Raw genomic sequence first — 13,655 nt, forward strand, 5'->3', positions numbered from 1 at the left:
AATTTGCTTGGTTATCTTTCCCCTGTATGAATCTTCAAACATATGGGTAGAACGTAGCACCTTCTCTACTTGGATAGAGGGTTGCTAAGGTTTCAACGGGTCTAATCCCTTCACCTTTCTTGATAACAACATCATTTTAATGAACTTTGGGTGCAAAGATACACACATTTGTTTTTTCTGCAAACCTCCGCATATAAGAAAAAGAAATCCGAACGCCTTTAAGTGTTATTTCACAAATTGACGCCCGGATCAAGTATTTAAAACAAAGGTGGATTAAACAATACTTTTCACTACTTCTTTTTTGGCTTCTTTGACTGAACCATCGAATCCTTTAACGCCTCCAACAGTGGTATATTTCATCACGTAGCGCTTATCGGGAAAAATTCGCTGGTAGGCACTCTGACACATAATAGCTGCCTCATGGAAACCTGATAATATTAATTTTAATTTTCCCGGGTAGGTGTTAACATCGCCTACGGCATAAATTCCAGGAATGTTCGTTGCATAATCATATGCATTATCTACTTTAATAGCATTCTTTTCTATCTCTAATCCCCAATTGGCAATTGGTCCTAGTTTAGGTGATAGCCCGAATAAAGGAATAAAGTTATCTACGGCAATATGCGATTCACCATTTGATTTATGCTTAACGGTCACCGCTTCTAATTGATCATCCCCATGTAATTTCGTAACCTCAGCTTCTGTGATAACTTCTATTTTTCCTCTTTTAGAAAGTTCTCCAACTTTTTCAACGGAATCTAAAGCTCCTCTAAATTCATTTCTTCTATGCACCAAATACACCTCTGAAGCTACATCGGCAAGGAATATAGACCAATCAAGAGCAGAATCTCCTCCTCCGGCAATTAGCACCTTTTTATCTCTGTAAACTTCCGGGTCTTTTATAATGTATGCCACTCCTTTATCTTCAAAGTCTGCTATATTATCAAGCTGGGGCTTTCTAGGCTCAAAAGACCCTAAACCTCCCGCAATTACCACTACCGGAGCATGATGCTTAGTTCCTTTATTGGTGGTAACAATAAAAGTTCCGTCGTCTAATTTATCAATTGTGTCAGCACGTTCACCAAGGGTATACGTTGGCTCAAATGGCTTGATTTGCTCCAGAAGATTCGTTACTAAATCTCCCGCCAAAATCTCTGGAAAAGCGGGAATATCATAAATTGGCTTTTTTGGGTATATCTCTGCGCATTGGCCTCCTGGTTGTGGTAATGCATCAATTAAGTGACATTTCAACTTTAATAATCCTGCCTCAAATACGGTAAATAATCCTGTTGGTCCCGCGCCTATAATTAGTATATCTGTTTTAATCATTTCTGGCTTATTTTTATAATTGAGTTTTTATTTTTTTTCTTGACACTAAACTTTTAGTGACTTCATTTAATTGTTTTACTTTCTCTTCAAAGTTTCCTTTTAAGGTATCCCGATACCTGTTAAGGTTTTGAACTAATTGGTCAACATCATCAGGAATTACATCTTCAAAAAACTGGCGTAATCTTTTTGCCGTTGTGGGGGATTGACCATTTGTTGAAATCGCTATTTTGACATTCCCTTTGGTTACAATACCTCCCATATAGAAGTCACAATAAGGCGGATTATCTGCTACATTCACTAAAATGCTGCGTTCCTTACAATCGTAATACACCTGAACATTTACATCAATATCATCGGTGGTCGCAATCACGACATGATTACCTATCAAGTATTTAGCGTCATAAACATCTTCTATAATCCTGATTCCATGTTTTTCTGAAAGCGCAATAATATCCGGCCTGAATATTGGCGCAACCATTGTAATCTGAGCATTTGGGCTAGATTTTAGCATGAAAGTTAATTTTTCTAAGGCTACATTTCCACCGCCCACGATCAAGGTGTTCAAGGCGTTCACTTTAAGAAAAACCGGATACAATTCATTTCTTTCCATAATTCTCAGATTTACGATGCCGCTACAAACGACGATTCTATATTAATTTTCTCTTGTAAGGATAAAATTTGTTCACGGTGATTTACCACAGAACCCAGAACAATAATTGCCGGATTTGCCAAATTTTGATCTTTAACAATGGTTTCAATTGTATTTACAGTACCAACACCTACCTTTTCTTCTGGGGTTGTTCCGTTTTGAATAATAGCTACTGGCAACTCATGTTTACCCTCTTGTTTAAAAAGCTTTACAATTTCTGCCAGCTTCCCCATTCCCATAAGGATTACCACCGTTGCAGTTGATTTTGCAGCGAGCTCTACATCTCCAGATATTTTATGATCTTTAGTCGTACCGGTAATTACCCAAAAACTTTCTGAACTCCCTCTTTTGGTCAGGGGTACATTTTGATAGCCTGGCACCGCTAAAGAAGACGAAATACCAGGTACAAATTCGGTAATCAACCCATGTAGGGCGGCATATTCCATTTCTTCAGCTCCACGTCCAAAAACAAATGGATCTCCTCCTTTAAGACGAACCACGTGTCCGTGAGAATGTCCTCTTGCTACTATCAACTCATTTATTTGATCTTGCCCGTATGTATAACATCCTTTTCGTTTACCCACAAATATTTGCTCTGCATGTGGTGCATGATCTAACAATTCTTTATTCACCAGAGCATCGTATAACACCACGTCTGCACTTTGTAACGCTTTAATTCCTTTTAAAGTAATCAAATCTGCATCTCCTGGTCCTGCCCCAACTACTGTTAATTTTGGCACTTTATGATTCCACTTCATGTTTTCTAAATTGATCTGCTTTATGATAAAATGCTTTTGAATCTTTTAAATATGATTCAGCAAAGTGTTGTGTTGGTTCATTTTTCTTGATTTGATATGCCAATCCTGAAAATGAGCCATCAATAGCAAACTTTCCTGTTTCCACAAAAACTTCATCAAACTGTTTTATTATACTTGCCTGAGAATTGGTATTTAAACCTTCCGCAACTAAAAGTGCTTTAGCAGTATTAACTATTGCTGTATAGGCGTGATAAATACTATCTGCCCATCGCCCTTGTGCTAAGGATTCTTCTGCGCTATTATTTTTTTCTTCACTTTCAAATAAAAGTGTTGCAACCAAATCGATAACCACTCCGGCACATTCTCCTACTCCAACTGCTTTCACATATTCCTCATCGTGCCCCCAATCAATAAAATCATCTTCAGTAAGATTGGTTGTATCAGATAATGGCTTTAACAGCTCATAAAAATATTTTTCACCTTGACGATCGTAATACTTAAGGAAATCTTCATTTTCTTCAGCGTTCGACTTATAATTATCGAGTATAAATCTCAATGCATCCGGACCTCTCTTAGATGGAACTTTAATTACTTTATCAGCAAAACGTCCTTTACCATCTCCAAGAACTCCTCCACCTAACAAAATCTGTAAAGCCGGAGCGACTAGTTTATTAGCCTTAATCGACATTCCTTGAAATCCGATATGAGCCATATTGTGCTGACCACAGGCATTCATACACCCACTAATCTTAATCGTTACATCCTGATTGTTTACATATTCAGGATATTCATCTTTTAATACACGCTCTAACTCAACTGCTATACCGGTACTACTGGCAATTCCCAAATTACAGGTATCCGTTCCGGGGCAAGCGGTTATATCTAATGTAGAATTATAACCCAACTCTGTAAATCCCAGCTCTTGTAGCTCAGAGTAGAAGAAAGGCAGTAATTCTTTCCGAACATGACGGATTAGAATATCCTGTCGCAATGTTAATCTGATTTCATCCCCTGCGTATTCTTTTACCAAATCAGCTAACTTTCTTGCCTTATCGGTATAGAAATCTCCTAATTTAACCTTGACTCCTATAGCATAAAACCCTTCTTGCTTTTGAGGAATCACATTAGTTTTTAACCATTCTTCATATGGCGCAACATCTGCAATGTTTACATTTGGCACCTTCAATCCAACCTTTGAAAGATCCAAGTCAAAACCTGAAGTTTCAATTGGATAGGATTGATATGCTAAGGCTTTCCTTTCTTCATCCACTAATTGAAGAAAACTTTCCAACCCTATATCTTTTATAAGAAATTTCATTCTCGCCTTCATCCTTCTTGCTCTTTCTCCATGGCGATCAAAAATTCTTAAAACACTTTCTATCAGAGGAACAATCTGCTCAACTTCTATAAAATCGTAAATGACATCAGCATGACGTGGCTGAGAACCTAATCCTCCACCTAATAAAACTTTAAAACCTCTTACTCCATCTTTCAATTTAGGAATAAACCCAAGGTCATGAATATAGCTTAATGCCGTGTCTTTATCAGAAGAAGAAAAACTCATTTTAAACTTACGTCCCATTTCCTGGCAAACCGGATTCCTTAAGAAAAACTGGAATACAGCATGTGCATAGGGGGATACATCAAATGGTTCATCTGTATCAATACCAGCCGCTTCACTTGCAGTTACGTTACGGACAGTATTACCACATGCCTCTCTTAAAGTTACATCACTCTTTTCTAAATCAGCCCATAGTTCAGGAGTTCTATCTAAACTCACATAATGGATTTGAATATCCTGACGTGTGGTTATATGCAGTCGACCTGTGGAATATTCATCTGAAACATCAGCAATTCTATGCAACTGATCTCCTGTAACCTTTCCATAAGGTAGCTTAATACGAATCATTTGAACCCCTTCCTGTCTTTGCCCGTAAACACCACGTGCTAATCTTAAACTACGGAAACGTTCTTCATCAACTTTTCCTTCTTTAAACAATCGAATCTTCTTTTCTAATTCGATTATATCCTTCTCCACTATTGGGTTTTCTATCTCAGTTCTAAAGCTCTGCATAATACTCTACTTAGTCTATAGGTTAATAGATTTATTGGCAAAAGTATACCTTTTTTTGAGATAAGCATACTTTTTTTTGGATATTTAACTACTTAGGGCCTGTGAAATGTCTTTTATAACATCATCAACATGTTCCAAACCAACTGAAACACGCACCAAACCATCAGATATACCGACTTCCATTCTGTCATCCTCACTCAACTTACTATGCGTTGTTGAGGCAGGGTGCGTTACAATCGTTCTGGTATCTCCAAGGTTAGCAGAGAGCGAACACATTTTTATATTATTTAAAAATTTACGTCCGGCTTCAATTCCTCCTTTTATTTCAAAGGCTACAATATTCCCTCCAAGCTTCATTTGTTTCCTGGCAACCTCATACTGCGGATGTGATTTAAGAAATGGATACTTAACAAAGTTTACTTTATCATGTTTATCCAAGAATTCCGCCAGTTTAACTGCATTCTGGCAATGCTTTTCTACACGTACTGCCAGTGTTTCCAAACTCTTTGACAGGACCCATGCATTAAAAGGAGACATGGCCGGTCCTGTGTTTCTACTAAAAAGATAAATTTCACGAATTAAGTCCTGACGCCCCACGGCAACTCCTCCAAGCACTCTACCCTGTCCGTCAATAAGCTTGGTAGCCGAGTGTATAACGATATCTGCACCAAACTCAATTGGTTGTTGTAAGTATGGCGTAGCAAAACAGTTATCGATTACTAATATTAGATTGTGTTTTTTAGCTATTTCACCCAAATACTCAAGATCAAGAACATCAACCGCAGGATTTGTTGGTGACTCAGCGAAAAGAATCTTTGTATTTGGTTTAATCAAGCTTTCTATTTTATCAGGCTCATTAACCTTAAAATAGGATGTTTCTATATTCCATTTTGGAAGGTATTTAGTAAACAAGGTATGGGTTGAACCAAATACCGAACGTGCAGAAACTATATGATCACCACTATCCAACAATGCAGCGAACGTAGAAAAAACAGCAGCCATTCCCGTAGCAAATGCATAACCCGCCTCCGCTCCTTCCATCTTACAAATCTTCTCTACGAACTCAGAGGTATTTGGATTGGTGAAACGACTATAAATGTTTCTTTGCTTTTCTTCAGAAAAAGAAGCCCTCATATCTTCTGCATCTTCAAAAACAAAGCTTGAAGTTACGTACATTGGCACTGAGTGCTCTAAAAATTCAGATCTATTAAGCTGTGTTCTTACTGCATCTGTTTCAAAATGATTCTTACTCATGAGTTATTTTTTTCGGTTAGTTTTAAAATATCGCCAAACACTCCTCGGGCTGTAACAGCGGCTCCTGCACCTGCTCCCTGAATAACGATAGGTCGGTCTCCATATGATTCTGTATAAATTTCAAAAATAGAATCTGCTCCACTCACCTGCCCCAAAGCACTATTTGCAGGGACGGATGTTAATTTTACATCGAGCACTCCTTTATCTTGCTGTAGATCACCATGCAGGTCACCTACATATCGAAGCACATGTCCTTCTTTTTGGCTTTCTTTAATACTTTTATAAGGAGCATCAAAAGCATTTAAATTCCCTAGGAAATCTTCAACTCCTCCCTCTCTTATTTCTTCAGGAACTAAATTTTGGATATTTACATCGGTAAACTCGTTTTGCAAATCAAGTTCTCTGGCAAGTATTAATAATTTCCTACCCACGTCATTTCCATTAAGATCTTCTCTAGGGTCCGGTTCTGTAAAACCACTATCAATCGCTTGTTTTAATACTTCGCTAAACGGTTTATCTTTAGAAGAAAAAGTATTAAACAAGAAACTTAAAGTTCCTGAGAACACGCCTCTTATACGCGTAATATTTTCTCCTGATAAATGTAAAATTCGTATGGTATCAATTAAAGGAAGTCCTGCTCCAACATTTGTCTCATACAAATACTGCTTTTGTCTTTCGTCTAATTTTACTCTTAATTCCTTATAAAACTCATACCCTAAAGTATTGGCAATTTTATTGGATGATACCAGGTCGAAACCATTTTCTACCAACTCAATATAATGCCCCACAAAATCCTTATTTGCAGTATTATCAACAGCTATTAGGTTCTCTAAGTGGTGTTCTCTGGCAAAATCGACTATCGCATCAACGCTCGATGGAACCTCAGATAGTTTCAAGGCTGTTTCCCAATTTTCATCAACTCCTTCTTCTGCAAACAAAACTTTTCGAGAATTTGCAACTGCAAAAATGTTTAAGTTCACATTTTTTCTTTCTTCGATAGAAGCTTTAGATGCTAATACCTGATCTATCAATGTTCCTCCTACGGTACCATGACCAAATACAGCGATATTTACTTTCTTGGATATACCAAAGATTTCACCATGCATCACATTGATAGCTTTGTGCAAATCATTTTGACTTACTACAAGACTCACATTTTTACCTGTAACAGTATTATTAAATAAAATAGGAACAATGTTATTTTTAATCAAGGTATTATACGGCTTATGAAAAGTACTCAGATCCTGTCCAACAATAGAAATCACTGCTACTTCATCCGTGTAGGATATTTTACTAACATCATTCGAGTGAAAATCTATTTCAAATTCTCTCTCCAGCGCATTTTTGGCAGCCTCTGCCTTTTCCGCGTTTATCACCAGACCTATGCCTCTTTCAGACGAGCCTTGAGCAATTATACTTACGCTAATTCCTGCATCTCCCAATGCCTTGAAAATCCTTGCATCAACACCAGACTTCCCTAAAAGACCTCTACCCTCCAGATTCAATAATGCAACATTATCTAAAACTGAAAGTGATTTAATACCTTTTTGACTTGGGGTTGCTGTTATTAAAGTTCCTTTACTATTTTTATTGAAGGTATTTAATATTCTCAGTGGGATATTTTTTTCTATCAATGGAATGATCGTTTTGGCGTGCAAGATGTTTGCACCAAAATTTGCCAGTTCATTCGCTTCATTATAGGAAAGCTGCTCTATTTGCTCAGCATTTTTAACCATATCTGGATTCGCCGTAAAAATACCGTCTACATGGGTATAATTTTGCAGTTCATCTGCATTTAAAAAATTGGCTATTAAGGAAGCAGAATAATTACTGCCATTTCTCCCCAACGTTGTCGTTTCATTGTTTAATGTACTCCCAATAAATCCTGTTACAATATGTATTGAATTACCATTCTTCGAAAAATAATCTACTACATTTTCTTTTGACACATTATGTATTGGTTGAGCGTTACCAAACTTATTGTCTGTTTTTATTAGATCACGGCTATCCGTAAAAACAGCTTTAATCCCCTTTTCACTTAAAAGATGTGTAATGAGTTTTGCTGATAATAATTCTCCCTGAGAAAGCACATGATCTTTAATTTTATCACTATAATCACCTAACAATCTTACTCCTTCAAAGACCTTTTCTAATTCTGAAAATTCTTTACTAAAATCTACAGTATAATCTGCCTTTTGATACGCTTTGAATGCCTCCAGAAGATGCTTATAATCGGTATTTTGAGCTGCTCGATTCAAAATATTTTCCAAATCGTCGGTGGCGCTACCTCTAGCTGAAACCACCACTGCAATACGGTCATTATTTTGAATTTTGGATTCTAATATATTTAAGACATTATTGATTCCCTCTCCATTAGCCAATGATTTACCACCAAATTTCAGCACTTTTATCCCATTACTTTTCTTACCTTTTTGAAAAACCGGACTTAATATTTCTTCCAATTGCTCATGCTCAATTAGAAAAGCGTCATGACCATGTAAAGAATGGATCTCACTATATACAACATTTGGTTTCGCCTGAGCTAAGTGCTTGTAGGTTTCTCTATTCTCCTCAGGAGTAAAAAACTGATCTGAATCGACCCCTATAATATGGATATTCGCTTTGATTGTTTCCAAAATATGATACAACTCTTTTCTTCCTCTTGAAACATCTATTGTTTTTAAAAGTTGATTCATCAAAAGATATGCTGACACCTGAAATCTTTCCTGTAACTTTTTCCCATGATGCATTAACCAACTTTCTACATTAAAAACCTGCAATTCATCATTAGTTGTTCTATGAAAACGCTCTTTGAATGATTCCGGGGTTCGATAACACAACATTGCATGCATTCTTGCATCATGCACCGGATCTTTAGAATTAAGCAGTATACGTTCTTGAATTTGACAATTCGCGATCAGCCAATCCGTAGATTTCCAGTCACTCGCCACCGGGATTAGGTGCTCCGTTATATCTGGATTTAAAACAGCCATTTCCCATGCGATTCCTCCTCCAAGCGAACCTCCGATGAGTGCATAAAGTTTTTCAATTCCTAAAATCTCAAGACCAGACAAGAAGATCTTCGCGATATCCCGTGCCACGAAATCCTTATATTCATCTATCGTAAATCCATCGTATCCATTACCCGGAATGTTAAATGAAAGCAGGGTATACTCATTAGTATCTATACATTTACCTTCTCCTATTAATTCTTTCCACCACCCCGTTTTTCCGGAAACATTAGAGTTTCCTGTAAGCGCATGATTTACTAACACCACAGGAGCAGTATGCAATGGCTGACCAAATATTTGATATGACAAAGTCAACTCTTGACTTGATCCACTTTCGGTCGTAAAATTATTTATCTGAAGTTGTAATAAATTATTATCCAAGGTCAATTATATTTTATTGACTTCGAAAAAGGTTAAAAAGAAAGGTGTAGAAAATCACAAAAGAAAATTCTTATTGTTATCTATCCTCAAGTTGTAATTTGAGGTAGAATGCAGCACCTTCTCTGACAAGTCAAAGGGTTGCTAAGGTTTCTTTGGGTCTAATCCCTCCACCTTTCTTGATAACATTTCTCAGTAAGTCGTTGAACTTTTGAAATGCAAAGAAACGTATTATTCTTAAAATAGCCAATACATTAGTTATATTATTTGGTATATTATATATGAGCAAAGGCCTGTTCTAAATCTGCTTTAAGATCTTCAATATCTTCTAAGCCTACGGATATCCTTATTAAATCTAAAGTAACTCCTGTAGACTCTTGTTCTGACTCGTCCAACTGTTGGTGAGTTGTACTTGCCGGGTGGATAATTAAAGATTTTGCATCTCCGAAATTAGCTAACAAAGAAAATATCTTTACACCATCTACCACCTTCTTCGCAGATTCAAAACCTCCTTTTAAGCCAAAAGTCACGAGACCACTTTGCCCTTTAGGCAAATATTGATTTGCCAGTTCAAAATAAGAGCTAGACTTTAATCCCGGATAATTAACCCATTCCACTTTTTCATGCTTTTGCAACCATTCACTTAACTCCAAAGCATTTTCACTATGTTTTTTAACCCTAATTTCGAGGGTTTCCAATCCTTGCAAAGTCTGAAAAGCATTATATGGACTTAAGGTGGTTCCATAATCTCTCAATCCTTCTATCCTGACCTTAGCTATAAAAGCTGCTTCCTTTAAAACATCGTGATATACTAATCCGTGGTAACCTGGTGATGGCTCGGTGAATTCGGGAAATTTACCATTAGCCCAATTAAAATTCCCTGCATCGATAATAACCCCTCCTAAAGAAGTTCCATTCCCTGTTAGATATTTAGTAAGCGAGTGAATAACAATATTCGCTCCATATGCAATAGGATTCAGAAGATATGGGGTTGGCACGGTATTATCTACAATAAAAGGAACCTCAGCTTCCCGGGCCACCTCTCCTATAGCCTTTAAATCCAGAACGTCCAATTTTGGATTCCCTAAGGATTCAGCAAACACCACCCTTGTATTATCTGCGATGGCTTTTCTGAAATTTTCCGGGTCAGAGGGATCTACAAAGGATGTATTTATACCTAATCTAGGCAATGTTACGTTTAAAAAATTATAAGTTCCGCCATACAGGCTATTTGAAGCCACAATATGGTCTCCTGCTTTTAATATACTAAGTAAAGCTGTAAATGTGGCGGCAGTACCCGAAGAGGTTACCACTGCACCTATTCCGCCTTCCAAAGCAGCTAAACGCTTTTCAAGAACATCATTAGTCGGATTATTTAAACGGGTATAAATAAACCCTGGTTCCGATAGGTTGAACAAATTAGCTGCATGATCTGTATCCTTAAAAACATATGATGTTGTTTGATAAATTGGCACTGCTCTTGACGTGCGGTTCTCATTTACATCGTATCCTGCATGTAATGAATTGGTTGAAAATCTTGTACTCATTTTATTTGAATTAATTATTATTTTACAAAAAAAAAGCCCTTGCAAAAGCAAGGGCCTGAACTATTGTTATATCTAGAAATCACATAACAGTCACCCTTGCGGAAAACTTCCACATCATCATTGGCATCATGTTAATTATTGATTTCATTTGAAACTTCTTTTGACTAAAATTAATATTAATAAATTTAATTCCGGCTACTTACACAAAAACAGCCATTAATGTTATAAACCAAAAACCTTTTTAATTTGATCTACATGATCTAATTTCTCCCAGGTAAATAACTCAACTTCTTTTTCTATACGCCCATTATAAGGTGATTCAAAAACCTTTTTAACGGTTTTAGGCTCTTTCCCTAAGTGACCATATGCTGCCGTTTCGAAATAGATAGGGTTCCTCAATTTTAATCGTTCTTCTATTGCATATGGTCTCATATCAAAAAGCTCCTTTACCTTTTGAGCAATTTCCCCATCACTTAGATCCACTTTAGCCGTACCATAGGTGTTTATAAAAATTGATGTTGGCTCCACCACCCCAATAGCATAACTCACTTGAACCAATACTTCATCTGCAACTCCTGCGGCTACCAGATTTTTTGCTATATGACGTGAGGCATAAGCTGCACTTCTGTCTACTTTACTTGGATCCTTACCACTAAAGGCTCCTCCTCCATGTGCTCCCTTACCACCATAGGTATCAACAATTATCTTTCTTCCCGTAAGCCCTGTATCACCATGTGGCCCTCCAATAACAAATTTACCGGTCGGATTGATGTGATAATTTATATCATCATTAAATAACTTCTGAAGGCCTTCCGGTAATAAGGCTATCACTCTTGGAATTAAAATATTTACGATATCGTTCTTTATGACAGCTAACATCTTTTCATCATCTTGATCAAAAGCATCGTGCTGGGTTGAAACTACGATTGTATCTATTCGCTTTGGAACATTATCGTCGGAATACTCAATCGTCACCTGTGCTTTGGCATCAGGACGTAAATAGGTGATTTCATTATTCTCGCGTCTCAACTTAGCAAGTTCCTGAAGGATCTTATGTGAAATATCTAATGCCAATGGCATGTAATTCTCAGTTTCATTTGTAGCATAACCGAACATCATCCCCTGATCTCCAGCCCCTTGCTCTTCTTTAGAAGCCCTGTCTACACCTTGATTAATATCTTGAGATTGTTCATGTATTAGAGAAATAACCCCACAAGAATCACCACTAAACTGATACTCTCCTTTAGTGTAACCAATACCATTAATCACTTCGCGTGTAATACTTTGAAGGTCCAAATAAGTATCACTTTTAACTTCTCCTGCCAGAACTACCTGTCCAGTTGTAACCAAAGTTTCACATGCCACCTTACTCTCAGCATCAAATGCTAAGAAATTATCGAGTAATGCATCACTTATCTGATCAGCTATTTTATCCGGGTGTCCTTCACTTACAGATTCGGATGTAAATAAATACGCCATAATGTTACATTTAAAAATTATCGATGGAATCGACGATGCATAAATACTGAAGAAGTTTCTAAACCGATACTATTTTTCGGAAGTAACTGCTTTAGCATTTTTTTTTGAGGTTGCAATCAGTCAAATCCTTCCTCGTTTCCTAATCGACTGCAAATGTAACGATTTGTATTTAACTGAAAAACAAACTTCTGATTTTTTGAAAATTTGATATAAAAAAACAATGGTAAAATCAAGAATATCAACGCCCTATCATTCTTTCTTATAATGTTCTTAAAAGATTTTTTCGGCTAATGGGGATATCTTGTATATTTACGTGACGAATAAAATTCAAAGGATTTTTATCGAAGTAATTAAAAACAAATAAGATGCATGTTGCTATTGCCGGAAATATAGGTGCTGGAAAAACTACCTTAACGAAATTGTTAGCAAAACACTTCAAATGGGACCCTCATTTCGAAGATGTGGTAGACAACCCATACCTTGATGACTTTTACACTAAAATGGAGCGTTGGAGTTTTAACCTTCAAATCTACTTTTTGAATAGCCGTTTTCGTCAAGTACTTCAAATAAGAGAAAGTGGGAAAAAAGTGATTCAGGACCGAACTATTTATGAAGACGCACATATTTTTGCCCCTAACCTGCATGCAATGGGTCTAATGACTAACCGGGATTATAAAAACTACAAAGAACTTTTTGAATTGATGGAAAGTTTAGTACAACCACCGGATTTGTTAATCTATCTCAGAAGTTCGATACCCAACCTTGTCAGTCAAATCCATAATCGTGGGAGAGAGTTTGAAAACTCGATTTCTATAGACTATCTCAGTAGATTAAATGAAAGATATGAGGCATGGGTTCATGGATATGACAGAGGCAAACTTCTTGTAATTGATGTAGACAACGTAAACTTCGTAGACAACCCGGAAGACCTGGGAAATATCATAAATAGAATAGATGCAGAATTGCATGGATTATTTGAGTAAAAAATAAAGGACTAAAAATATCATTATTCTAATCATACTTTTAGTCCTTTAACTACCCCAAATCTTTTCGGACAATCCAATATATTATATTAACATTCATATTGGTATACCCTATCTCAAATATAGCAATTATATAATTGATTATCAATAAAATAACACAATTAAATACAAAAAGAACCATACGTTAATATGG

General features: G+C 36.6%; 9 protein-coding genes and 2 riboswitches. Of the genes, 1 reads left to right on the top strand and 8 read right to left on the bottom strand.

The window, feature by feature from the left end:
* Positions 1–8 precede the first annotated feature (8 nt).
* Positions 9–129: riboswitch (SAM riboswitch) on the bottom strand.
* Between the two features lie 144 nt (positions 130–273).
* The 8 genes from P278_RS10655 to metK form a co-directional block, all read right to left on the bottom strand.
* Entirely contained in the window at positions 274–1,329 is a 1,056-nt protein-coding gene (locus P278_RS10655) for an NAD(P)/FAD-dependent oxidoreductase (RefSeq protein WP_038266421.1), read from the bottom strand.
* A 13-nt stretch (positions 1,330–1,342) separates the two neighbouring features.
* On the bottom strand, positions 1,343–1,939 hold the full coding sequence (locus tag P278_RS10660) for a precorrin-2 dehydrogenase/sirohydrochlorin ferrochelatase family protein (protein WP_038266423.1): 597 nt from the start codon (positions 1,937–1,939) through the stop codon (positions 1,343–1,345).
* Positions 1,940–1,950: 11 nt separating this feature from the next.
* The gene (cobA, locus tag P278_RS10665; RefSeq protein ID WP_038266428.1) at positions 1,951–2,736 is read right to left on the bottom strand and encodes a uroporphyrinogen-III C-methyltransferase; all 786 of its coding nucleotides are present in this window, start codon (positions 2,734–2,736) and stop codon (positions 1,951–1,953) included.
* Positions 2,720–4,810, bottom strand: a complete 2,091-nt coding sequence (locus tag P278_RS10670) for a HEPN domain-containing protein (protein WP_038266430.1) — start codon at positions 4,808–4,810, stop codon at positions 2,720–2,722. Before P278_RS10670 ends, cobA begins: the two co-directional genes overlap by 17 nt.
* Positions 4,811–4,894: 84 nt before the next feature.
* The gene (locus P278_RS10675; protein WP_038266432.1) at positions 4,895–6,064 is read right to left on the bottom strand and encodes an O-succinylhomoserine sulfhydrylase; all 1,170 of its coding nucleotides are present in this window, start codon (positions 6,062–6,064) and stop codon (positions 4,895–4,897) included.
* Positions 6,061–9,456: a bifunctional aspartate kinase/homoserine dehydrogenase I gene (gene thrA / locus P278_RS10680; protein WP_038266575.1), complete on the bottom strand. Its 3,396-nt coding sequence runs from the start codon at positions 9,454–9,456 to the stop codon at positions 6,061–6,063. Before thrA ends, P278_RS10675 begins: the two co-directional genes overlap by 4 nt.
* A 73-nt stretch (positions 9,457–9,529) precedes the next feature.
* Positions 9,530–9,642: riboswitch (SAM riboswitch) on the bottom strand.
* A gap of 86 nt (positions 9,643–9,728) precedes the next feature.
* On the bottom strand, positions 9,729–11,000 hold the full coding sequence (locus P278_RS10685) for an O-acetylhomoserine aminocarboxypropyltransferase/cysteine synthase family protein (protein WP_038266436.1): 1,272 nt from the start codon (positions 10,998–11,000) through the stop codon (positions 9,729–9,731).
* Positions 11,001–11,222: 222 nt separating this feature from the next.
* The gene (metK, locus tag P278_RS10690) at positions 11,223–12,479 is read right to left on the bottom strand and encodes a methionine adenosyltransferase (protein ID WP_038266437.1); all 1,257 of its coding nucleotides are present in this window, start codon (positions 12,477–12,479) and stop codon (positions 11,223–11,225) included.
* A gap of 365 nt (positions 12,480–12,844) precedes the next feature.
* On the opposite strand from metK, the gene P278_RS10695 reads away from it, so the two are divergent.
* Complete coding sequence (locus P278_RS10695; protein ID WP_038266439.1) at positions 12,845–13,462, top strand: deoxynucleoside kinase; 618 nt, start codon at positions 12,845–12,847, stop codon at positions 13,460–13,462.
* Positions 13,463–13,655 lie beyond the last annotated feature (193 nt).

The sequence above is a fragment of the Zhouia amylolytica AD3 genome (assembly GCF_000511935.2).
Lineage (GTDB): Bacteria > Bacteroidota > Bacteroidia > Flavobacteriales > Flavobacteriaceae > Zhouia > Zhouia amylolytica.